Annotated in this window: 16 protein-coding genes; 1 reads left to right on the top strand and 15 read right to left on the bottom strand. The window is 67.8% G+C overall.

Annotated features, from left to right (window positions below; all coding sequences use genetic code 11):
* Nucleotides 1-92 precede the first annotated feature (92 nt).
* The 13 genes from gmk to Q0653_RS03090 form a co-directional block, all read right to left on the bottom strand.
* A complete protein-coding gene (gene gmk / locus Q0653_RS03030; protein ID WP_298942470.1) occupies nucleotides 93-989 on the bottom strand; it encodes a guanylate kinase in 897 nt (298 codons plus the stop codon).
* The gene (gene pyrF, locus Q0653_RS03035; RefSeq protein WP_298942472.1) at nucleotides 982-1,821 is read right to left on the bottom strand and encodes an orotidine-5'-phosphate decarboxylase; all 840 of its coding nucleotides are present in this window, start codon (nucleotides 1,819-1,821) and stop codon (nucleotides 982-984) included. Before pyrF ends, gmk begins: the two co-directional genes overlap by 8 nt.
* Nucleotides 1,818-5,105 (bottom strand): carbamoyl-phosphate synthase large subunit, encoded by a 3,288-nt coding sequence (carB, locus tag Q0653_RS03040; RefSeq protein ID WP_298942474.1) that lies wholly within the window; start codon nucleotides 5,103-5,105, stop codon nucleotides 1,818-1,820. Before carB ends, pyrF begins: the two co-directional genes overlap by 4 nt.
* Complete coding sequence (carA, locus tag Q0653_RS03045; RefSeq protein WP_298942476.1) at nucleotides 5,105-6,265, bottom strand: glutamine-hydrolyzing carbamoyl-phosphate synthase small subunit; 1,161 nt, start codon at nucleotides 6,263-6,265, stop codon at nucleotides 5,105-5,107. Before carA ends, carB begins: the two co-directional genes overlap by 1 nt.
* Nucleotides 6,262-6,792 carry a hypothetical protein gene (locus Q0653_RS03050; protein ID WP_298942478.1) on the bottom strand — a complete coding sequence of 177 codons (531 nt, stop codon included), beginning with the start codon at nucleotides 6,790-6,792 and terminating at the stop codon, nucleotides 6,262-6,264. The genes carA and Q0653_RS03050 overlap by 4 nt, the downstream gene beginning before the upstream one ends.
* Nucleotides 6,789-8,087, bottom strand: a complete 1,299-nt coding sequence (locus tag Q0653_RS03055; RefSeq protein ID WP_298942480.1) for a dihydroorotase — start codon at nucleotides 8,085-8,087, stop codon at nucleotides 6,789-6,791. The genes Q0653_RS03050 and Q0653_RS03055 overlap by 4 nt, the downstream gene beginning before the upstream one ends.
* Complete coding sequence (locus Q0653_RS03060; RefSeq protein ID WP_298942482.1) at nucleotides 8,084-9,055, bottom strand: aspartate carbamoyltransferase catalytic subunit; 972 nt, start codon at nucleotides 9,053-9,055, stop codon at nucleotides 8,084-8,086. The genes Q0653_RS03055 and Q0653_RS03060 overlap by 4 nt, the downstream gene beginning before the upstream one ends.
* A complete protein-coding gene (gene pyrR / locus Q0653_RS03065; RefSeq protein WP_298942484.1) occupies nucleotides 9,052-9,594 on the bottom strand; it encodes a bifunctional pyr operon transcriptional regulator/uracil phosphoribosyltransferase PyrR in 543 nt (180 codons plus the stop codon). The genes Q0653_RS03060 and pyrR overlap by 4 nt, the downstream gene beginning before the upstream one ends.
* Nucleotides 9,595-9,707: 113 nt before the next feature.
* Nucleotides 9,708-12,827 carry a type I restriction endonuclease gene (locus tag Q0653_RS03070; protein ID WP_298942486.1) on the bottom strand — a complete coding sequence of 1,040 codons (3,120 nt, stop codon included), beginning with the start codon at nucleotides 12,825-12,827 and terminating at the stop codon, nucleotides 9,708-9,710.
* Nucleotides 12,828-12,922: 95 nt separating this feature from the next.
* On the bottom strand, nucleotides 12,923-13,279 hold the full coding sequence (locus tag Q0653_RS03075) for a HepT-like ribonuclease domain-containing protein (RefSeq protein ID WP_298942488.1): 357 nt from the start codon (nucleotides 13,277-13,279) through the stop codon (nucleotides 12,923-12,925).
* Nucleotides 13,269-13,574 (bottom strand): nucleotidyltransferase domain-containing protein, encoded by a 306-nt coding sequence (locus Q0653_RS03080; protein ID WP_298742393.1) that lies wholly within the window; start codon nucleotides 13,572-13,574, stop codon nucleotides 13,269-13,271. Before Q0653_RS03080 ends, Q0653_RS03075 begins: the two co-directional genes overlap by 11 nt.
* 38 nt (nucleotides 13,575-13,612) lie before the next feature.
* Nucleotides 13,613-15,016: a restriction endonuclease subunit S gene (locus Q0653_RS03085; RefSeq protein ID WP_298942490.1), complete on the bottom strand. Its 1,404-nt coding sequence runs from the start codon at nucleotides 15,014-15,016 to the stop codon at nucleotides 13,613-13,615.
* A complete protein-coding gene (locus Q0653_RS03090; RefSeq protein ID WP_298942491.1) occupies nucleotides 15,013-16,974 on the bottom strand; it encodes a class I SAM-dependent DNA methyltransferase in 1,962 nt (653 codons plus the stop codon). The genes Q0653_RS03085 and Q0653_RS03090 overlap by 4 nt, the downstream gene beginning before the upstream one ends.
* A gap of 157 nt (nucleotides 16,975-17,131) precedes the next feature.
* Here Q0653_RS03090 and Q0653_RS03095 point away from each other — a divergent pair, with 157 nt between their 5' ends.
* Complete coding sequence (locus tag Q0653_RS03095; protein WP_298942493.1) at nucleotides 17,132-18,544, top strand: HNH endonuclease signature motif containing protein; 1,413 nt, start codon at nucleotides 17,132-17,134, stop codon at nucleotides 18,542-18,544.
* A gap of 259 nt (nucleotides 18,545-18,803) precedes the next feature.
* Here the strand turns inward: Q0653_RS03095 and Q0653_RS03100 are convergent, their stop codons facing one another.
* Complete coding sequence (locus tag Q0653_RS03100) at nucleotides 18,804-20,366, bottom strand: Rieske 2Fe-2S domain-containing protein (RefSeq protein WP_298942495.1); 1,563 nt, start codon at nucleotides 20,364-20,366, stop codon at nucleotides 18,804-18,806.
* A gap of 85 nt (nucleotides 20,367-20,451) precedes the next feature.
* Complete coding sequence (locus Q0653_RS03105) at nucleotides 20,452-23,757, bottom strand: DEAD/DEAH box helicase (RefSeq protein ID WP_298942497.1); 3,306 nt, start codon at nucleotides 23,755-23,757, stop codon at nucleotides 20,452-20,454.
* Nucleotides 23,758-23,765 lie beyond the last annotated feature (8 nt).

Genomic DNA, 23,765 nt, shown 5'->3' on the forward strand with positions numbered 1-23,765 from the left:
GGGAAGACTGTCGCGCGGCGACGAAGCCGCGGCATCCGACCATTCTACCTCGTATCGTGTGCCCGGCACGCAGACTTCCGGCCGGCGGCGCGTCAGCGGGTGAGCGAGACCACTTCAGCGGCGGCGCGCGCGACGTCGTCGTTGACGACGTGGAAGTCGAACTCGCCCTGCGAGGCCAACTCCACTTTGGCGGTCTTGAGACGCCGTTCGCGCTCTTCGGCGTCTTCCGTGCCGCGTCCGATGAGCCGGTGCACCAACTCGTCCCAGCTCGGCGGAAGGAGGAACACCAGCGTCGCGTCCGGAGCCGCTGCACGGACTTGCCGCGCACCCTGCAGGTCGATCTCCAACAACACGGTGCGCCCGTCCGCGAGCGCGCGGTCGATCGGGGCCTTGGGTGTGCCGTAGCGGAAGCGGTTGTGCACGGTCGCGTGCTCGAGCAACTCCCCCGTAGCGATCAGGCGGTCGAACTCGGCGTCATCGACGAAGAAGTAGTGCTCGCCGTCGACTTCACCAGGACGCGGGCTGCGGGTCGTCGCCGATACCGACAGCAACAGTTCGGGATGGTGCTCTTTGACGTGCGCGGCGACAGTACCCTTGCCGACCGCGGTGGGACCAGCCAAGACGATGAGGCGACTGCGCCCAGCCCGCGGCTGCGGCTCCGGCCACCGCTCGTCGAGGAACGCGGCGAGCACCACGCGCTGGCGCGCGCCGAGGCCACCGAGCCGCTTGACCGGAGAGATGCCGAGCGACGCGAGGATGCGGTCACGCTTTCCCGCGCCGATCGCCGGAATCGCGGTGAGGAACTCGGTGACCCGCATCGCACCCGCGGGCGACTCGGGGTCGGACTGCGCGCGCCGGAGGAGCTCCTGCGGTGTGATGACGCGAGTGGTCACATCGCGTTTGAGCGCGGCGCGCTCACGGCGGGCGGCGACAGCGCGCCGCGATGCGGCCGCGCGATCGACCTCGGGAGGAGTGCGGGAATCAGCCATGGGATTCTCCACGGTACAGGGCGGCACGCGCATCGATGCGGCCCGCGAGGTCATCAGGTCCCGCCGACAGGATGCTCCGGCTCTCGCTCGCGATCACGGCGGGCGCGAGGGGTCCGAAGATGCGCGACAGGTCGGCTGGCTCGGCGCCCTGAGCACCGAAACCGGGCGCGAGGAGCGGGAGCGCGCGGTCGAACGGCACGTCGAGCCCGCGCGCCGCGAGATCGACCGTCGCGCCGACCACGAGCCCGAGGGAGGACCACTCGCCCGCGTCGGCGTCACTGTCGTAGGCCGCGACGTCCGCGGCGATCGAGCGCGCAACCGAGCCGTGCGCGGTCCGCGCCGACTGGATGCCGCTCCCCTCGGGATTGCTCGTGGCAGCCAGGACGAACACGCCCTTGCCCTGGGCGAGCGCCAGGTCGAACGTCCCGGACAGGGCGCCGACGCCGAGGTACGGGTTCACCGTGAGAGCGTCCGCCTCCAGCGGCGAGCCCGCCGTGAGCCACGCGGCTGCGTATGCATCCATCGTGGTGCCGATATCGCCGCGCTTGGCGTCGGCGATCACCAGGAGCTCTGCGGCACGCGCGGCCGCCAAGACCTCCTCCAGCGCGGCGAATCCAGCCGCACCGAAGCGTTCGAAGAACGACACCTGGGGCTTCACGACCGCGACCCGACCGGCGGCCGCATCGACGACCCGGAGCCCGAACTCACGGACTCCGGACGCATCGACCGGCAGCCCCCATGCCCGCAGCAGCGCTTCGTGTGGATCGATGCCCACGCACAAGGCCCCTCGCGCGGCCAGTCCGGCGCGCAGTCGTGCCCCGAACGTCGTCACCGACGCGCCTCCCGGTCGATCGCGTACTCCTGCAGGCTCTTCACGGAGAAGCCTTCCCGCAGCACCGGAAGCGCACTGACGGCGGCGCCGAGGACGGCCATCGTGGTGAAGAGGGCCTTGTCGGCGGCGACGGCAGCCGCGCGGATCTCATAGCCGTCGGCGCGGGCGATGCCACCGGAGGGAGTGTTCACGACGATGTCGATCTCACCCGCGTTGATGAGGTCGACGATGTTGACCTCACCGGTGTCGTGCGTCTCGGAGTACTTGTTCACGATCTCGACGCGGATGCCGTTGCGCGCGAGGATCTCGGCGGTACCCTCCGTCGCGGTCAGACGGAACCCGAGCTCCTGCAGGCGGTGAGCCGGCAGGATGACGGCGCGCTTGTCGTCGTCGGCGACCGAGAGGAACACGGTACCGGAGGTCGGCATGCCGCCGTAGGCGGCGGCCTGGCTCTTCGCGAACGCGGTCGGGAAATCCCGGTCGATGCCCATGACCTCGCCGGTGGAGCGCATCTCGGGGCCGAGGACGGAGTCGACCGTGTGACCGTCTGCGGTGCGGAACCGCTTGAACGGGAGCACCGCTTCCTTCACGGCGACCGGCGAGTCGAGCGGCACGCGCGAGCCATCCTGCTCCGGCAGCAGTCCTTCGGTCTTGAGATCGGCGATCGTGGCGCCCGCCATGATGCGCGCGGCGGCCTTCGCCAGCGGAATACCGAGTGCCTTCGAGACGAACGGCACGGTGCGCGACGCGCGCGGGTTGGCCTCGATGACATAGAGCACGCCCGCCGAGACGGCGAACTGCACGTTGAGCAGCCCGCGCACTCCCACGCCCTCGGCGATCGCCAGGGTCGCGGTGCGCACCCGGTCGATTTCGGTACGGCCGAGCGAGACAGGCGGCAGCGTGCAGGACGAGTCACCCGAATGGATGCCGGCTTCTTCGAGGTGTTCCATGACACCGCCGATGTAGAGCTCGTTCCCGTCGTAGAGCGCATCGACGTCGAGCTCGATCGCGTCATCCAGGAAGCGGTCTACCAGGAGCGGCTTGCCCTCTTCGATGACGACCTCGCCGGCGGTACGCACGAAGTAGTCGCGCAGGCTCTCGGTGTCGTAGACGATCTCCATGCCGCGTCCGCCGAGCACGAAGCTCGGACGCACGAGCACCGGGTAGCCGATCTCCTCGGCGATCGCGACGGCTTCCGCCTCGTTCACCGCGGTGCCGTGACGCGGCGCGATCAGACCCGCTCGGTCCAGGAGCTGTGAGAAGAGCTCGCGTTCCTCGGCGATGTCGATCGCGGCGGGCGAGGTGCCGAGGATCGTGTATCCAGCATCCTCGATGCCCTTGGCGAGGCCGAGCGGCGTCTGGCCACCCAGCTGACAGACGACGCCCAGGATCGTGCCGGACTGTTCTTCGGCGTGCAGAACCTCGAGCACGTCCTCAAGCGTCAGTGGCTCGAAGTAGAGGCGATCGCTCGTGTCGTAGTCGGTCGAGACGGTCTCGGGGTTGCAGTTGACCATGATGGTCTCGAATCCGGCATCCGACAGCGCGAACGACGCGTGCACGCACGAGTAGTCGAATTCGACGCCCTGACCGATGCGGTTGGGACCCGAGCCGATGATGACGACCTTGGTGCGCTCCGACGGTGTCACCTCGGTCTCGCGGTCGTAGCTGGAGTAGTGGTACGGCGTGAGCGCCGGGAATTCTCCCGCGCACGTGTCGACCGTCTTGTAGACCGGGCGGACGCCGAGCGTCCACCGGAGACCGCGGATCTCGGCCTCGGAGACACCGCGGAGCTGCGCGAGCTGCACGTCACTGAAGCCGTGCTCCTTCGCGATACGCAGCGTCGCGGCGTCGAGCTCGGGGGCCGCCTGCAGGAACTCGGCGACCTCGTTGATGAGGGCGATCTGGTCGAGGAACCAGGGATCGATCTTCGTCGCCTCGAACGCCTGCTCGGTTGTCGCGCCCCGGCGCATCGCCTGCTGGAGCACCACGATGCGGCCGTCGGTGGGCTTGGTCGCGATCTCGAGCAACTCCTCGGCGGAACGCTCTTCGTCGCCCCAGTGGAAGCTCGACCCGCGCTTCTCCAGCGACCGCAGCGCCTTCTGCAGCGCCGTCGTGTAGTTGCGGCCGATCGCCATCGCCTCGCCGACTGACTTCATGGTGGTCGTCAAGGTCGTGTCGGCGTTCGGGAACTTCTCGAAGTTGAAGCGCGGCACTTTCACGACGACGTAATCAAGCGTCGGCTCGAAGCTCGCCGGCGTCGCCCCGGTGATGTCGTTGGGCACTTCGTCGAGCCGGTACCCGATCGCGAGCTTCGCGGCGAGCTTCGCGATCGGGAATCCGGTGGCCTTGGAGGCGAGGGCCGAGGAGCGCGAAACGCGCGGGTTCATCTCGATCACGATGATGCGGCCGGTGGCCGGGTCGATGGCGAACTGGATGTTGCAGCCGCCCGTATCGACGCCGACGGCGCGGATGATGTCGATGCCGATGTCGCGGAGCTTCTGGTATTCGCGATCGGTGAGGGTGAGAGCGGGCGCGACGGTGATCGAGTCGCCCGTATGCACGCCGACGGGGTCGACGTTCTCGATCGAGCAGACGACGACCGTGTTGTCGGCGGTGTCACGCATGAGTTCGAGCTCGTACTCCTTCCAGCCGAGGATCGACTCCTCCAGGAGCACCTCGGTGGTGGGCGAGTCGCGGAGGCCGGCACCGGCGATCCTCCGGAGATCGTCTACGTTGTAGGCGAATCCGGAGCCGAGGCCCCCCATCGTGAACGAGGGGCGGACGACCAGCGGGTAGCCGAGTTCCGCCGCGCCGGCGAGCACCTCGTCCATCGTGTGGCAGATGCGGCTGTCCGCGACATCCGCGCCCGAATCGAGGACCAGCTGCTTGAAGATCTGCCGGTCCTCGCCCTTGTTGATGGCTTCGAAGTTCGCGCCGATGAGCTCGACGTCGTACTTCTCGAGGATGCCGTGGTTGTGCAGGTCGATCGCGGCGTTCAGCGCGGTCTGCCCACCGAGGGTCGGCAGGATCGCGTCGGGCTTCTCCTTGGCGATGATCGTCTCGATCACCTGCCAGGTGATGGGCTCGATGTAGGTCGCGTCGGCGAAGTCGGGATCGGTCATGATGGTCGCCGGGTTGGAGTTGACGAGGATGACGCGGACGCCCTCTTCGCGAAGCACTCGGCACGCCTGGGTACCGGAGTAGTCGAACTCACACGCTTGCCCGATCACGATCGGGCCGGAGCCGATGACGAGGACGGAGTTGATGTCGGTGCGCTTGGGCATTAGTTCTTGTTCTCCAGGGTGGTGCGCACGAGGTCGGCGAAGCGGTCGAAAAGATAGTTGGCGTCGTGCGGACCGGCGGCGGCCTCGGGGTGGTACTGCACACTGAACGCGGGGATGTCGAGGGCGCGGAGGCCCTCGACGACGTTGTCGTTCAGACCGATGTGGCTCACTTCGACGCGGCCGTAACCGTTCGGGCTCAGGGTCTCGCCTTCGAGCGGCGCGTCGACGGCGAAGCCGTGGTTGTGCGCCGTGATCTCCACCCGCCCGGTCTGCTTGTCGAGCACGGGCTGGTTGATGCCTCGGTGACCGAACGGCAGTTTGTACGTGTCGAAGCCGAGCGCGCGGCCGAGCAGCTGATTGCCGAAACAGATCCCGAAGAACGGCAGCGTGTCGTCGAGCACCTCGCGCAGGAGCGCGACGTGATCACCGGATGCTGCGGGGTCCCCGGGACCGTTGGAGTAGAAGACTCCGACCGGGTCGATCGCACGGATCTCGTCGATCGTGACATTCTGCGGCAGCACATGCACGTCGAAGCCGCGCGCGGCGAGGTTGTCGATCGTGGCTTTTTTGACACCGAGATCGAGCACGGCCAGGTTGCCGATGCGTTCGCCGGTCGCGGGGGTCACCTCGGCCGCCGCCACCGACACCTGGGCCGAAAGGTTCTGGCCGGCCATCTGGGGGGCCTCCCGGACGATGCGCAGCTGCTCGTCGGGGGCGAGCTCGGCCGCGTCACCGGAGAACACTCCCCCGCGCATCGACCCGGCCGAGCGCAGCACGCGCGTGATCGCGCGCGTGTCGACACCGGAGATCCCGACGATGCCGTCGCGCACGAGCGCGTCGTCGAGCGACTCGTCGGCGCGCCAGTTCGACACGACGCGCGAGGGGTCTCGCACGATGTAGCCGGCGACCCAGATCTGGCGGGACTCGGGGTCTTGCGCGTTCATGCCGGTGTTGCCGATGTGCGGAGCGGTCTGCAGAACGATCTGCCCGGCGTACGACGGGTCGGTGAGGGTCTCCTGGTACCCGGTCATGCCGGTAGAGAAGACGACCTCGCCGAGGGTCGTGCCGCGCGCGCCATAGGCACGTCCGGGGTGGCGGCTGCCGTCTTCGAGCACGAGGACGGCGGGGTCGAGGGTCAAGGAGAAAGCGGAGGGGGTCATGCGTCGGTTCCCGTCGGGATCGTCGGAGTGGCAGGGTCGAGGGGGCGAGGAAGGATGCCGGTGATCGCGTCAGTGAGCGCGCGTGAGCCGGCATCCTGCGCTCGCAGGAAGGTGTCGACAGTCACGTCGCCGATGCGCCAGGAGAGTCGGACGAGCCCGCCTGGCTCGACGACGCGGTCGATCGCGACGGTTGCCCGGTCGACACCCTCGATGTCGGCGAGGGGCACGAACATCCGGGGCTGGCCGGTGAGGTCGAGCGCGACACCGGCATCCATCACGGTGATTGCGGCACGTGAACGGAAGCCCAGGCCACGGATCGCGAGGCGCTCGAGCGGAGCGTCGTGCGCGGTCGTGGCGACGTAGAACCCGTCGAAGCGGCCCGTGACCACCGCATCCGCGGGGGCTTCGCCGATCGGCGCGGCCAGGGCGCTGTCGCGTTGTGTGCGACGCTTCCAGGCCCACACGCCGAGCGCCACGAGGACGACGGCAAGGGCGATCATGATCGCGATGACCATCTCCCGCGTCATGCGCCGACCTCGGGCCGGAGGACGCCGTCGGCGACCGTGGGGAGGCCCCGGAAGAAGGTCCAGCGCACCTCGCCGGGAAGCTCTCGGCCGAGGTAGGGCGAGTTGCTGCTGCGTCCGCGGAGGTCCTCGCGGGAGAAGGTCCGTACGGGGGCGGGATCGTAGAGCGTGAACGAGGCGGCCGATCCGGCGGCCAACGTGCCGGCGTCGACCCGACCGATCCGTGCGGGGGCGCTCGACATGACGCGGGCAACGTCCCCCCACGACAGCAGGCCGGTGTCGACCATCGCCTGCTGCACGACGCGGAGCGCCGACTCGAGCCCGACCATGCCGTTCGCGGCGGCCTGCCACTCGCACGACTTGCTCTCGGCGGGGTGCGGCGCATGATCGGTCGCGACGATGTCGATCGTGCCGTCGGCCAGGCCCTCGCGGACCGCACGCACGTCCTCATCGCGCCGCAGCGGCGGGTTGACCTTGAACCGCGCGTCGTAGCCGCGGACGAGTTCTTCCGTCAGCAGCAGGTGGTGCGGGGTGACCTCGGCCGTCACGTTCACACCGCGCTTCTTGGCCCAGCGGATGATGTCGACCGATCCGGCGGTGGAGAGGTGGCAGACGTGCAGGCGCGAGCCCACGTGCTCGGCCAGCAGCACGTCGCGGGCGATGATCGACTCCTCCGCGACGGCGGGCCAGCCGGCGAGACCCAGCTCGGCCGACACGGTGCCCTCGTTCATCTGGGCACCTTCGGTCAGGCGGGGGTCCTGCGCGTGCTGCGCGATCACGCCGTCGAACGCCTTCACGTACTCGAGAGCGCGACGCATGATCAGGGGATCGAAGACGCAGAACCCGTCGTCGCTGAAGACCCGCACCTGCGCGCGGGACGACGCCATGGCGCCGAGTTCGGCGAGCCGCTCCCCCTTCTGGCCGACGGTGACCGCGCCGATCGGCTGCACGTGGACGTAGCCGGCGGCTTCGCCGAGAGCGAGTTCCTGCTCGACGACACCGGCCGTGTCGGCCACAGGCGAGGTGTTCGGCATCGCGAACACTGTCGTGTAGCCGCCGGAGGCCGCCGCGCGGGAGCCGCTGAGGATCGTCTCGGACGCTTCGTAGCCGGGCTCCCGCAGATGGGTGTGCAGGTCGACGAGGCCGGGCAGGGCGATCAGGCCCGCCGCGTCGACGACGTCGGCGCCGGCTCGGCTGAGACCCGACCCGATCTCGGCGATGCGGCCGTCCTCGACGATCAGGTCGACGCTCTCACCCGAGTGCAGTTCTGCCCCGCGGATCACAGTGGTGGTGGTCATCGGGCATCCTCTTCTGCGTGCGTCGTCTCGCGCTCCCCCGCCAGCAGCAGGTATAGCGCCGCCATGCGCACCGACACCCCGTTGGCGACCTGTTCCAGCACAGTCGAACGCGGTGAATCGGCGGCGTCGGCGGAAATCTCCAGGCCCCGGTTCATCGGCCCCGGGTGCATGACAATGCTACCTTCCGGCAGTCGCTGAAGGCGTGCGGCATCCAACCCCCACCGACGCGAATACTCCCGTTCAGTGGGGAAATATGCGGCGTTCATGCGTTCGAGTTGGATGCGGAGCATCATGATCGCGTCGGGGGCGCCGTCGATCGCCTCGTCGAGGTCGTAGACGATGCGCACCGGCCACGCCGAGACGTCCTGCGGCACGAGCGTCGGCGGGGCGACGAGCGTCACCTCGGCGCCGAGCGTCGAGAGCAACCACACGTTCGAGCGGGCGACGCGCGAGTGCAGCACGTCACCGACGATCGTGACTTTCAGGCCCGCAAGGTCGCGCCCGCGACTGTCGTCGCCGAAGAAGCGCTTCCGGATCGTGAAGGCGTCCAGCAGCGCCTGCGTCGGATGCTCGTGTGTGCCGTCGCCGGCGTTGACGACCCCGGCCGAGATCCACCCGCTCGTGGCCAGCGTCTGCGGCGCGCCGGAGGCACCGTGGCGGATGACGACGGCATCCGCCCCCATGGCCTGCAGCGTCTGCGCGGTGTCCTGCAGCGACTCGCCCTTGGAGACCGACGAGCCCTTCGCGGAGAAGTTGATGACGTCGGCCGAGAGGCGCTTCGCGGCGGCTTCGAACGAAATGCGGGTGCGGGTCGAGTCTTCGAAGAAGAGGTTCACGACCGTCTTGCCGCGCAGGGTCGGGAGCTTGCGGATCTCCCGCGATTGCGTGTCGCGCATGTCCTCGGCGACATCGAGCACCCGCAGGGCATCTGCGCGCGCGAGGGTGCGGGTGTCCAGAAGATGTCTCATGAGGAGATCGTCACCTCATCGACCCCGTCGACTTCGACGAGGCGCACCTGGACGCGCTCCTGGCGGGCGCTCGGGAGATTCTTCCCCACGAAGTCGGGGCGGATGGGAAGTTCACGGTGTCCGCGGTCGACGAGAATTGCCAGTCGGACGGCAGCCGGGCGTCCGATGTCGCTCAGTGCGTCGAGGGCGGCGCGGATCGAGCGACCCGAGAAGAGCACGTCGTCGGTGAGGATCACGGTCTTGCCGTCGATCCCGCCCGCGGGAATTTGCGTCGGATGCGGCGTACGCGTGGGATTGCGGTGCAGATCGTCGCGGTACATCGTGACGTCGAGGGCACCCACCGGAACAGCGTGCCCGGAGATGTCGGCCAGCTGCGCGCCGATCCGTTCCGCGAGCGTGACGCCACGGGTCGGGATGCCGAGGACGATGAGATCGTCGGGGCCCTTGTTGGACTCCAGGATCTCGTGGGAGATCCGAGTCAAAGCCCGCGTGATATCGGCTTGCTGAAGCACGGTGCGCGTGTTGTCGCTGATGCTCATCCGCCGCTCCCTTCTCCGCCTCTCTGGACGGTGTTAAAGGTTGCTGTGGTTCCGCGCTCCAGCCTAGCGGACGCCAGGCGTCGCGGCCCAGGTGACCCGCTGAAAGCCGGTCGTCATCCGGCGGCCCGGTCGCGTAGGCGTTCGTACAGCCCGAAGTCCATCGCCAGCTGCACGAGCTGACGCCCATCGAGCGTGCGGATCGCCGCGAGCACCTCGGCGCTGGCGGTCTCGTGCGTCCAGACGGCGTCTTCGAGCACGACCTGCAGTGCGGGTGAGTTGACGAAGTCGACTTTCGTGTTGTTGCGGGCCTGCTCGGCGAGTCCCGCATCGCGCACCGCTTCGACCAGCAGCCCTTCGATCGCGCCGACCTTGTGCTCATCGGCCGCATCGAGGTTGCCGAGGTAGACGTTCACCTTCTCGATGAGCTCCGTGGTCGACGCCCGCTCTTTCTCGCGCAGTGCCGCCATGCCGGCTTCGGTGATGCCGCGCAGGCCCGCCGCATCGCCGGACGCGAGGCCGAGGTCTTCGTCTTTGAGCTTCTCGAGCTTGTAGTGGGTCAGCACGACATCGGAGACGTCGACGATCTCGCCGCCTCCCCCACTGTCGAGCGCGCGCAGGCGGCGAGCGAGCAGGTCGGCGAAAACCGAGAGCTTCTCGTAGCGCGGGTCGCCGAAGTGCAGCACTTGCGAGAAGAAGGCGTACAGCGTCGCGTACTGAGCGAGGGTCGCGCGGAAGTCGAGGAGCCGCTCGCGCTCCTCGTCGTCTTCGGCCGCGAGCCACCGTGCCGAATATCGGTCGACCGCCGGGTCGAGGTGCGCAGACAGCGCGTTGTGGGCCGCGCCGGGCGCACCCGCGAGCGAGGTCCAGTCGGTCCACACCTGGTCGACCTCCGCCCAGGTGAAGATGCCGACGGCGTCGAGTTTGTTGACGATGTTCAGCACCAGGTCGGGGTCGGATGCCGTCTCGATGCGGGCCTCTTCGTAGTACTCCTGGAACGCGGCCTGGATGATCGCGGGCTCGTTGACGAAGTCGAGCACGTATGTCTCGGTCTTTCCCGGAGTCGTGCGGTTCAGGCGCGAGAGCGTCTGCACGGCGGCGATGCCCGACAGCTGCTTGTCGACGTACATCGCCACGAGAAGCGGCTGGTCGAAACCGGTCTGGTACTTGTTCGCGACGATCAGCACGTGGTGGTCGGGCTGGGCGAAGACATCGGCGAGGTCGCGTCCCTTGAGGGTCGGGTTCATGGATGCTTCGGTGACGACGGGCTGGGTGACCCCCGGCAGCGCGGCAACCTCTGGGTCGGGCACCTCCCCCGAGAACGCCACGAGGGCACGCACCGGGATGTCGCGTTCGGCCGCGAGCTTTTCGAAGGCGCGCGCGTAGGTCACCGCCGCGGCGCGCGACGACGTCACGATCATCGCCTTCGCCCGCCCGCCGAGCTGCGGCTGGACGACCTCGCGGAAGTGCGTGAGGATCTCCGAGACCTTCGAGGCGATGTTGGTCGGATGCAGCTCGACGAGGCCGATGAGGGCGCGGGTGCCCTTCCGTACGTCGATCTCCTCGGTCCCTGAACCTGCCGAAGGGTCGATCTCGTCTGACCCCACGGCCGCGCGCTTCGCGATGCGCGCCGCCATGTCGTACGTCGTGTAGTTGCGCAGCACGTCGAGGATGAAGCCCTCGTCGATGGCCTGCTTCATCGAGTACAGGTCGAAGGGGCGCGGAACGCCGTCGGAGCCGTGCGTCCCGAAGAGCTCGAGCGTCTTTGCCTTGGGTGTCGCCGTGAACGCGAAATAGCTGAGGCGCGCGTCGGTGTCGGCGTGCGCTGCCATCGCGACGAGGGCGTCTTGATCGGCGCCCGGTTCTTCGTCGTCGAAGGCGACCGGCTCACCGAGGTAGAGCACCTCGCGCACCGCAGCCGCGGCAGAGCCCGATTGCGACGAGTGCGCTTCGTCGGCGATGACGGCGAACTTCTTGCTGGCGAGCGGGCTACCCGCCTCCTTCATCTGCTTCAGCACGTGCGGGAAGGTCTGCAGCGTGACGCCGATGATCGGCGCGCCACCGGCCAGCGCCTCGACGAGCTGCTTCGTCTTCGACCCCTCCGATCCGCGCGTGATGGCCTGGAAGGTGCCCGTGACGGTCACGAGTTGGTCGACGGCATCCTGCAGCTGCCGGTCGAGCACTTGACGGTCGGCGATCACGATGACCGAGTCGAAGACCTTGTCGCCCGCGGGTGTGTGGAGCGAGGCGAGCCGGTGGGCGGTCCAGGCGATCGAGTCGGTCTTGCCTGAACCGGCGGAGTGTTGGATGAGGTACTTCTCGCCCGGGCCGTCGGCGCGCGCGGCGGCTGTGAGGGCCGTCACGGCCCGCCACTGGTGGAATCGGGGGAAGCGAATCTGCGAGCGTGTCGTCACTTTTCCGGTGAGCGGGTCGGTCTGCTTCTCGTGGTTCGTGTAGACGAACTTCGTGACGATCTGCAGCCACGCGTCGCGATCGAGCACGTCTTCCCAGAAGTACGCCGTGCGCGGCTTGTCTGCGTTCGGGGCGTTGCCCGCACCGCCGTCGTGACCGCGGTTGAACGGCAGGAACCGGGTCGCCTCTCCTTGCAGCTTCGTGGTCATCGCGATCTCGTCCTGGGTGAGCGCGAAGTGCACGAGCGCCCCGCGACCGGGCGTGAGCAGCGGTTCGCCCTGTGGGTGCCGATCGTGCTTGTACTGCGCGATCGCCGCGCCGAGGCTCTGCGCGAAGTTCGTCTTCATCTCGACCGTCGCCACCGGGATGCCGTTGACGAAGAACGCGAGGTCGAGACGGTCGTCCTTCTTCATTGAGTAGCGCAGCTCGGGCACGACCCGGAGGATGTTGCGCTCGTACAGAGCTGTCATCGCGGGGTTGCGATCGTCGGCAGGGGGCTGCTGGATCATGCGGAAGCGCTTGGCGCCGACGACGTCGAACCCCTTGCGGAGCACAGTGAGCGTGCCTCCGCCGTGCTGCTCGTCGGTGGCGAGCGACGCCGCCAACCGGTCGAGCACGCGGGTGCGTCCCTTCGCATCGGCATCCGACGCGACGATCTTGCGGAGGTTCTTCTCGTCGTCGAGCGCGAGCCACGCGAGCACATCGTCGGGGTAGAGGGCGCGCTCACGGTCGTAGTTCGCGCTGGCGCCGATCTCCCAACCGTTACTCGCGAGGTGCGCGACGATGAGCTTCTGAAACTCGGTCTCGGCGTACTGCGTGCTCACGGCTCCCCTTGCGTGCTTGCCCGAGCCCCGTCGACGGCGCTCGTCTTTCGATCACGCTATCGGAATCGGTCGGCCACGCCGCGCGCTGCCGTCTCTCAGATTGTGGGCGGCCCGAACTCAGCGAGGAGGGATTCCAGCACCGGAATGAGGGTCGGAATGTCCTGGTTGAGCATCGCCCACACGCGAACGTGGTCGACATCGTCGTAGCGGTGGACGATCACGTTCCTGGTGGCGATGATCGCGTGGATATCGGGAATGCGCGCGGCCGTCGCGGGATCGTCACGTCGAATGCGTCCGAGTGCCTCGCCGACGATCTCCAACTGGCGCTCGACCGCGGACTGCCGGATCCAGTCGGCAAGATAATCGTCGAGATTCAGACCGTCGATGACTGCGCGGGTCTTCTTCGCGGCTTCGCGGGCGTCCCAGAGGTGTGCGGGCGTTTCAGGCCGCATAGACATCTTTGGCAGTGGCGAAGATGTCGCCGGCGATGTACGGGTTGCGCACCGTGCGCACATCGAGAAGGTCGACCGGCCTGCCGACGATCTGCGTCAGTTCGTCGCGGAGAGCAAAGAGCGCGGGGAAGGTGCGTTCAGCCTCGGGCTTGTAGTCCACGAGAAAGTCGACATCGCTGTGCGCAGGATCGAAGCGCTCGGTCAACGCCGAGCCGAACACTCGCAGTCGTGCGACTCCGTACTTCTCGCAGGCGCGCGCAATCGCCGTGCGGTCGAGAAGGGTCGCGGCGATCATGGCCTCATTCTCGCATCTGCGCCCCCACGCAGTCGAGGTCAGCGGGATTCGTCGATAGCGGTCTGGATGCTGTCGCTTCCCGGTGGTTGAGTAGCGCGCACAGCGCTGACGCCCGCTGGTTGAATAGCGCGCGCAGCGCTGACGCCCGCTGGCTGAGTAGCGCGCGCACCGCTGATCCCCGGTGGTTGAGTAGCGCGCGTAGCGCTGACGCCCGCTGGTTGAGTAGCGCGCGTAGCGCGCGTACCGAAACCACTCACGTCGATCTGTCCGGTGACGGCGGCGGTGATGAGCGCAGCGCGGCGCTCCTTCGCGAGGGCGATCGCGGCGTCGATGTCCGCGATCTGCCGGTCTCGAGACTCCTGCGCGCTGTCGACTTCGGCGGCGACGCGCTTCTGGACTTCAATCGATGGAAGTGGCACACGCAGTTCACGTACGTCAGCCAGGCTGAGCTGGATCTTGGTTCCGCCATAAGACTTCTCAGCGATCTGAGCTTTTGTCGACGGCGTGAGCAGAGCGTGAGCCAGGAACCTCGGCTCACAGAGAGCACGACTTGGCCGGATCAGCGCCACATGCTGACTCGTGTAGCCGCCCGCGACGTCGGTCCCGGCCACACCAACCGACCCGAGATCGGCGGTGATGGACATGAGGACATCGCCAATCTCGATGCGAGCCCGCGCACCTTCCGTTCGCTCGACTCCGTTCACTCGCTTCAGATCGCTCGTCTGAATGGCCAGAGAGTCCCGTGCGATGTTCGTGATGCGAATAAACGGATCGCCTTCCTCGCCGAGGAGGTCGCTCCAGCCGCGAGACCCGCTGGTAACGTACTCGACGAATCTCCGCAACTGAGGTGTCGCTCCATCTATCTCCGACATCACTGCGGCCCGCATCGCCGTGAACCGTTCTGTCGTGATCGCCCGCCCGATCGTGAGGTCGGCGATGAAGGCGTCGATCTCGGCGGTCTCGTGGTCGAGGTAGTCCGCGATCTGCCGCTGCTCGGTCGGTGTCGGCAGCGGCATATGAATGCGGGCGACATCGCTGGCGTTGATCGCTGGGTAGCTGACACCGACCGATTGAGCGACCACTGCTTCTACGAAGTCAGCGCTGAGCAGGGCGTATCCCAGATAGCGGGACTCAACTGCTTTCGGGCGCAACACGGCAAAGCCGGTTGATGCGACAGCGTTGTCGGGCGAGTCCTCCACTCTCGCGACAGCGCGAAGATAGGTCCGGACGGTAGAAACGACGATGTCGCCGTCGCGTGCGAGACGGCGCGCTCGACTCGGCAATTGCTCGAACGGGCGCGGTTCCTGCCATTGAATGGGGAGTCCGTAAGCAACGTCCGATATCTCGGCGTAGGAGTACTCCGCATCTGCCGGCGTGTCCTCGCCAAGCGTTTCCGGATTCAGGTCCGCGACAGCCTTGATTGGCGCAGTCGAGAAGCTCACGCCTTGACCGCTTCCAACCGCGCGCGGATCCGCCCGAGCACCTCGTCGAGGTCGCGGTCGATTTCCTCCAGCGGGCGCGGTGGGACGTATTCGTAGAAGTGGCGCGTGAAGGGGATCTCGGCGCCCTCCTTCGTCTTCGACTCGTCGATCCAGGCGTCCGGGACGAAGGGCTTCACCTCGCGCTCGAGGTACTCGTGGATGTCTTCGTCCCATGGCACGTTCTCGGTGTCGCGGCGGGACGCATCCGATACCGGCTTGCCCGCGACCGTCACGAGTTCACCCTCGTCGTCGGGCTCGCCGAGTTCGGAGATGAGGGTCTTGAGCTGAGCGGGGGTGAGGGTGATGTCGGCTTCCGTCAGGAGCTCGGTGAGGGCGCTCGTGAAGGCGGCTCGCGTGGTCTCGGTACGCTCGCTGCGCGAGCTACTCGACCACCGGTGAAGGGAGTCGCGAAGGGACGTGTCCCACTTTTGGATCGCGCGCGAAGCGAGCGCTTTCTCGAGGCGCTCGGGGGTCAGGGCGTAGTTCAGGCGCAGGGGGCGCTCGACCGTGATCGTGCGGTAGAAGAAGTCGGTCGTGCGGAAGGTCTTCGAGTGCTTCGACTCTTCGAAGGTGGTGAACAGGCGCGTGATCTCAGTGATGTGGTCGGGTGACAGCATCCGTCGTTTCGAACCGATCGACTTGCGCATCTTGTCGTACATGCCGGTCGCATCGATGAGCTGCACCAGACCACGCCGATGCGCGGGCTTGTCTTTGTTGAGCACCCACACGTAGGTCGCGATGCCGGTGTTGTAGAACATGTCGGTCGGCAGCCCCACGATGGCCTCGAGGTAGTCCGACTCGAGAATCCACTTGCGGATGTTCGACTCGCCCGACCCGGCGCCGCCGGTGAACAGCGGCGAGCCGTTCAGCACGATGGCCCCGCGCCCTGCAACCGCGTTCACGTCGCCCGGCTTCGGCTCGCGCAGCTTCGAGACGAGGTGCATGAGGAAGAGCAGCGACCCATCGCTCACGCGCGGAAGCCCGGGACCGAACCGGCCCGCAAACCCCGCGACGGTGTGCTCGGTGTCGATCTGTGTGCGGAACTGCTTCCAGTCCACCCCGAACGGCGGGTTCGACAGGCCGTAGTGGAACGTGCGCCCCTCGAACGCCGGATCGGTGAGGGTGTTGCCGAGCACGATGTTCTCGATCGGCTGACCCTTCACGACCATGTCGGCCTTGCAGATCGCGTACGAAGCCGGGTTGATCTCCTGACCCAGCAGATTCACCTGCGCCTTGGCATTGTGCGCGTGGATGCGGTCGGCGGCGACCGACAGCATCCCACCCGTCCCGGCCGTCGGGTCATACACCTCGCGCACGATGCCCGGCGTCATGAGGCTCTCGTCGCTGTCGACGAGGAGCGACACCATGAGCTCGATCACTTCGCGCGGGGTGAAGTGCTCACCCGCGGTCTCATTGCTCGCCTCGGCGAACTTGCGGATGAGCTCCTCGAAGATGTGACCCATCTGCTCGTTGCTCACGGCATCGGGATGCAGGTTCGCCTTCGCGAAGTGCTGCAGCACCTGCAGGAGCAGATCGTTCGCACCCAGATCGATGATCGCGTCGTCGAACTTGTACCGCTCGAAGATGTCGCGCACGTTCGGCGAGAACGCGCGCACATAGTCGCGCAGATTCTGCTCGAGGTTGTCGGGGTCGCCCTGCAACGACTTCAGATCGTGCTGCGAACGGTTCCAGAACGAATACGGATGCCCCGCTTTCGCACGCAGCATCGCCTGCGGCGGCTCATCGTCGGGCCCGTACCCCTCGGATGCCGCGAGCACCGCCTTCTTCGTCGGCGCGAGCACGGCATCGAGGCGAGCAAGCACGGTGAACGGCAGAATCACGTCTCCGTACTGGTGCTGCTTGTACGTACCGCGGAGGATGTCGGCGGCGTTCCAGATGAACGTGGCGTGATTGAGCACAGAGGGCCTTCGGAGAGAGCGCGGCAGAGACTGATCTCACTCTATGTGAGAGGGTCCGACACAGATGAGAAGACTCTCATTCTTGGGTGGCTTTTTCCAGGCTTGATCTGTGCTTTTCCGGCTCTCAATGTCGGACCCCCCGAGGATGATGATCGGTATGGACCTCCTCACTCCGCCCCTCGAAAGCCTGCAGTCGCAGGTCGCGGCGTTGGTGGCGGAGTGCTCGTCGGCGCGGCCCTTCCAGCGGGCCACAGAGCACGAGCTCGCGTCGCAGCTCGGGGCGATCGCGACGGTCCACCGGCTCGTCGAGGCGATGCTGATCGACGCGACGGGCGAGGTCATGCGCAGGTCTGAGACCGGTGACCGCGACGAGCGGATGACATCGCACCTGGGCTGCCGCGACGTCACCGACCTGGTCGAGCAGATCACCCGCGTGAGCGCGCAGACCGCGGCTCGCCTGCAGCGGGCGGCGCGGGCGACGCGCCCGGCGATCTCCGACATCTCCGGCGAACTCCTCGAGGCGCCGTTCCCGTCGGTGCGCGACGCGATGGTAGACGGGGTTATCGGTGTCGACGGCATTCTGTCGATCACCGATCCCCTGCAGCAGACCGCACCGCGGGTCACGCACGATGCGCGCCGGCAGGCGGCCGACGTCGTGGTCGCCGAAGCGCGCGGCGAAGGTCCCGATGGGGCTCCGCCCGCCTGCGCCGCATTGCTCAAGATCCACGCGCAGACTTGGTCGATCGCGCTCGATCAAGATGGCGCAGAGCCGCGCGAGCGGGCAGCGATCCGGAAGCGGGCTCTGGTGCTCGGCGTCGCGACGCCGACGGGCGTCCCGATCCGAGGGATGCTGCTCCCCGAAGTCGCCGCGCAGTTGCAGACAATCTTCGACGCACAGCTGTCGCCGAAAGTGAGCTTCGACGACCCGGCCGCGGCAGACGCGAACGGTGAACTACTCCCCCTCGCCGGGGCCGACGATCGCACGCGCGCCCAGAAGCAGCACGACGCATTCGCCGCCGCGCTCGGGGTCGCGGCATCCAGCGGGCTGTTGCCGACCCTCGGCGGGTACGCGCCGACGCTCGTGGTGTCGGTGACAGCCGAAGACCTCGCCGCAGACACCGGGTACGCGCACGCGCAAGGATGCGCTGAGGCGATCTCGACCACCGTCGCCCGGCACATCGCGTGCGCCGGACGGATTCAGCGGATCACAACACGGAAAGACGGGAAGATCGTCGAGATCGGGACGGAAGAACGCGTCTTCAACCGCCACCAGCGCCGCGCGATCGCCCTCCGCGACGGCGGATGCGTGATTCCCGGATGCGGGACGCCCGCGGCGTGGTGCGAGATCCACCACGTCACCGAATATGCGCAGGGCGGCAAAACCCACACCGACAACGGGGTTCTCTTGTGCTGGTTCCACCATCGGTTCCTCGACCGGATCGGGTGGCAGATCCGGATGAACGCGGGGGTCCCCGAAGTGAAAGCGCCACCCTGGCTCGGAACCGATCACCGCTGGCGCGCGGTCACGACGTCTCCTGTGCGGCTGAAGCGACGCCTGCAACGCACGTGAGTCGGCGCGGGGTGATCTCGGTACACCGCGGCTGCGCCGCGGCACTCGATCACCGGGGATAGCGCTGCGCCGTGGCACTCGATCACCGGGGACAGCGCTGCGCCGCGGTGTATCGAGATCACCGGGGATAGCGCTGCGCCGCGGCACTCGATCACCGGGGACAGCGCTGCGCCGCGGTACTCGATCACCGGGGACAGCGCTGCGCCGCGGCACTCGATCACCGGAGATAGCGCTGCGCCGCGGTGTGCCGAGCGGGAGATCAGGTGGTCGGGGCCGACGCCGTCTCGATGATGCGCGATGCGCGGATCGGGTGTCCCTGCGTCGACAGGCACTTGCCGGTCTCCAGGTCCCACTTCCAGTCGTGCAGCGAGCAGGTGAGCACGCCGTCTTCGATCTTCGCCGTTTTGGTGAGATCGGCGCGCAGGTGCGGGCACCGGCGCTGCACGGTCCATTCGCCGATCTCGGCATCCTCGGTCTGGTCCGACTGCTCCGCATACCAGTTCTCGACGTACTCGATGCGGTCACGGGAGAGGCACTTGAGGAACGTCGTCAAGAACTCGTTGAACTTGCCGGAGCGACCGACCTCGAACTGCATCGACAGGAAGATCGAGTTCGACCAGTCGATCTCGTGATCGGCGATGTTGGTCGAGACGAGGTCGGCGGGAATCGTGTACCAGTAGATGCACTCCTCCCCCGCGTACTCCCGCACCTTCGCCTTCGGGAAGTCGACGACCATGTCGAGGTCGCCGATGCGGAAGCGCACGTTGCCGCCGACACCGTTGCGGATCGTGCGCGCCCGGCGCAGGAGCGGCTCCCACCATTCCTTGAGCGCCGCCAACATCTCGTCGGGCGGCAGGATCGGCGCGCGCGATGCGATCTCGGCCGCGACCTCGGCCTGTCGCGTGTCGCGCTGCTGAGCGAGGTAGTTCCACTTGTCGTGGAACACGCGCTCGATCTCGGCATCCGTATACAGCGTCTGGCTGATCTCGGCCGCGCTGCCGGCGAGGTCGACCTGCGTCCCCGGCACGAACAGGTGGCCCTGCTGGTCGGGCCGCAACTCGGCCATGTGGGCAAGGAACTGCGCCTGGTCGGTGAAGATCGAGTCATCCTCGCTCCCCCACCCGTTGTAGCGGAAGAGGTCTTCGCGCAGGAACATGGGCGGACCCGCCATCGGGAAGACGTGCGGGGCATCGACCTTCTCGATGTAGTACATCGCGCGCTTGTTCTGGGCCTCACGCTTCAGATGCGCGAAGTTCTGCTTCGCATCCTGCGGCAAGTCGTAGACCATCGGCCACCAGATCGCACCCGACGTCTGGGTGAAGTACGCATCCGGTGTGCCGAAGCTCAGTAGCTTGTCGAGATCGAGCGGGTGCGAATCGTTCTGGTTCAGGATGCTGGCGGTGCCGTCGTCGACCGACAGCGATGAGTCGCCGATCGGGCCATCGCTCGGTGCGCGCAGCGGCGTGATCATGATCTTCAGGTCGCCGTACTGCAGCGGTACACCCGCCTGCGTGTAGACGATGTTGTCGAAGCCGAGGGCGCGGAGGTCGCTCTCGAGGTCGTCCGTCGGATAATCCGGCAACAGCACCGGAATGTCGCGGCGTACGTAGCGCTGCAGCAGCGCCGGGTCGAAATGATCGCGGTGCCGGTGCGAGATGTAGAGGAAGTCCGCGGCGGCGAAGCGTTCCCAGTCGAGCCCTCGATTGTCGGGGAACGGAAACCACGAGCCGAAGAAGCTCGGGCCGACGACGGGGTCGCAGAGGATGCTGCCACCGGTCGTCTCGATGAACATTCCGGCGTGGCCGAGTCCTGTGATGCGCATGGGGAAAACCTCCTGGTCGAGCGACGTCGAGTCTACGCGGGCGTGCCCGCGGCATCGGCTCGACGGGCCGTGGAAAGACCGGCCATCACGCGTCGAAGAGACCCCGGATGTCCTCTGCTGTCAGCGATCGCGCCAGCAGATCATCGTCACCCATGACCGATTGGAACAGGCGTGCTTTGCGCTGCTGCAGCGCGAGCACCTTCTCTTCGATCGTGCCGCTCGCAATGAGTCGGTAGACGTTCACGGGCCGCGTCTGCCCGATTCGGTGGGTGCGGTCGACCGCTTGCGCTTCGGCGGCAGGGTTCCACCACGGGTCGAGGAGGAACACGTAATCGGCTTCCGTGAGAGTGAGCCCGAATCCGCCGGCCTTGAGGCTGATGAGGAACACCGGCGCATCACCCGTGCGGAACGCCTCGACGACCTCCGTCCGGCGTCGCGTCGACCCGTCGAGGTACTCGTAGCGGATGCCGTGCGCATCCAGATCCTGGCGGACGAGATCGAGGTACGACGTGAACTGGCTGAACACGAGTGCCCGGTGCCCCTCGGCCACGAGCTCGTCGAGAAGCTCCCGGAGCGAGTCGAGTTTGCTCGAGCGGACCCCGGCATCCCCCGCATCGACGAGCGCCGGCGCGAGCGCGAGTCGGCGCAGCAAGGTCAAAGAGCGGAAGACGGTGAACCTGTTGCGGTCGAGATCGGCCAGCAGACCCAGCACTTTCCGCCGTTCACGCTGCAAGGCGAGGTCGTAGATCGCGCGGTGAGCGGGGCTCAGTTCGACGTGCAGCTCCTGCTCCTGCCGCGCCGGGAGTTCGGGCGCGACAAGATCTTTGGTGCGTCGCAGCAGGAACGGGCGGATGCGGGCACGCAGCCGCCGCAGGCGATCTTCGCGGGCGGGCGCCCCCTCCCGGTTCTCGGGCACCTTGCCTTGTTCGATCGGGCGCACGTACTCCTCGCGGAACCGGCGCGCGGAGGGGAACAGGCCGGGGCACGCGAGCGCCAGCAGTGCCCAAAGTTCGACGAGCGAGTTCTCCAGTGGGGTGCCCGTCACCGCCAGCACCATGTCGGACTGCAGGCGCTCGACGGCGCGATAGAGCCGGGTGCGCGGATTCTTCACGAACTGCGCCTCGTCGAGGATCACACCCGCCCAGCGCGCGTCCGCGTAGGTGTCTTCGTCGAGCCGAAGCAGCGTGTAGGAGGTGACGACGACGTCCGCGTCCGCGGCATCCGGCGCCACCCCACTCTTGGCCACGGTCGACTCGGCGACGTGGACGCGCAGCCCCGGGGCGAAGCGCGCAGCTTCCGCGCGCCAGGTACCGAGCACCGACGTCGGGGCCACGACGAGGAACGGCCGGCGCTCCCCCGTCTCGCGCGCGTGGAGCATGAGCGCGAGCACCTGCAAGGTTTTGCCGAGCCCCATGTCATCGGCGAGCACGCCGCCGAGACGGTGACGCCACCAGAGCGCCAACCGCTGGAAACCCTCCTGCTGGTACGGCCGCAACTGCGCGTCGAGCCCCGCGGGCGCGGGAACGGGATGCGCGTCGGCGTTGCGGAATGCGTCGACGGCCGCGCGCCAGCCGACCGCGGGGACTGCTTCATCGGCGAGATCCTCGAAGTCGTCCCAGAGCGGCAGCTGATACCGGCTGATCTTCGGGCCCGACTCCCACTCCGGAAGCTCGGCCGCCTCGGCGATCAGATCCCGCAGGCGGTCGAGCGCGGGGTGCGCCACCGAGAAGTAGTGGCCGTCGGAGAGGAGCAGCTTCTTCCGGCCCGTCGCGAGCGCGGAAAAAAGCGGGCGGAACGGAATGCGGTGCCCGTCGATCTCCACGAGCACGCCGAGATCGAACCAATCCGCGTCGTCGCTCTCGACGGTCTTCACCGTGATCCGCGGGTCTCCCGTGAGCTCCCGGAACACACGCCTGCGTCCGCGCACCTCCACGCGCACGCCGTCGATGGCCTCCAACACGGGCAGGACGTGCTCGGTGAACTCGGCGGCATCCACATCGGCGAGGGTCGCGCCGGCGACGAAGGCGAGTCCACGATCGGTCCACGTGCGGGCGATCGCGACGCGGAGCTCCGATTCGCCCGCCGACCCGTCGGTCGTGTCGAAGGCCGCGCGGCCGAACCCCGGACGGTGCCACTCCAGCGCGTAGCGCACGGTCGCGGAGGGACCGAAGGTCACCGTCATGACCGCGCTCGTCTGTTCGGGAGCGGGAAGGCTGACGCCCGCGCCGGCGATCACGTCGGATTCTCGCGCGATGCGCGGGTACGCCTCGCGGAGGAACTCCGCCGCGTCGGCGGCCGGCACCTCCACCCGGTCGCGCGCCATCAGGAGAGCGTGCTGCGCGTCACCGAGAAGCACCGGCGCGAGCCTCAGGCGGACGCCCGGTTCGCCGGCTTCGAGCGAATAGACGCCGATGTGTCCGACCGGGCGCACCATCCCCGGATCGGGGGTGGCGTCACCGATCGTCACCACCGACGACAGCGTCAACCCGCCGGCAGGCCCTCGGTCGAGGGCCACGGTGACCTCGCCCGCCTCCGCGATCACCACGGTCTGGCTCTTCGCGGCCGGGACGATCGGGATGCCGAGAGCCTCCGCACCGCGCAGATGCGGCCAGAAGAGCGCTGATTCGACGCTATCGAGAGTCAGCCAGGCCGAGTCGTCTCGGGCGGCCCCGCCGAGCAGGCGCGCATCGTGCACGATCCCGTGGAGCTCCGCGAACCACCGCGCCTGAGCGCGAGGATACGGGTGGCTCGATGCCTGATGCGCGCTGCGGCGCACGATATCCCACGAGACGCCCGCCCGCACCCACGCGCCGGTCCCGGTGCTGCGGGCCAGCGGGCGAAGACTCACCGAGATGTCCTCGGCGCGGCCGCGCGCGAGCGCCTCCTGGAGCGCGCGCGGCGTCGCGGTCTGCACGCGACGCGTTCCCCAGTGCGCCGATTCCCGCGATTCGCGCAGGCGCACCTCGACGCCGAGCGCCAGAGGCCGGACGATGCCCGTGGGCTCTTCTCGCGCGAGCAGAGACCGCCAGTCGGGCGTGCGCGGAGCGGGTGCGGGCATCGCAGCGAGGGCACCGGCATCCGTGTGCACACCGGCCCCCGCGCCCGCATTGCTGCGCAGCAGAGTCGCCACGGCGTGCTTGCACCGTTCACCCACCGGGCACGAGCACCGCGCGCTCATCACCCGCGGTGCCGCACCGGTCACATCAAGCTGGATCGCGCAGCGGTAGAGCGCAGACCCGCTGCCCGCGATCACCCCGCGAAGCGTTGCGTCCGCGTCATCCCAGGTGATCCGGCGGACGGCTCCGCGCCGCGCGTAATCGAGCCCGCGCTCGTACGGGCCGGGGCCCGCCACACGACGGATCTCGGCGTCGGAAACGAGCGGCGCGGGCACGGTGCGTC

The sequence above is a fragment of the uncultured Microbacterium sp. genome, from assembly GCF_947488465.1.
Lineage (GTDB): Bacteria > Actinomycetota > Actinomycetes > Actinomycetales > Microbacteriaceae > Microbacterium.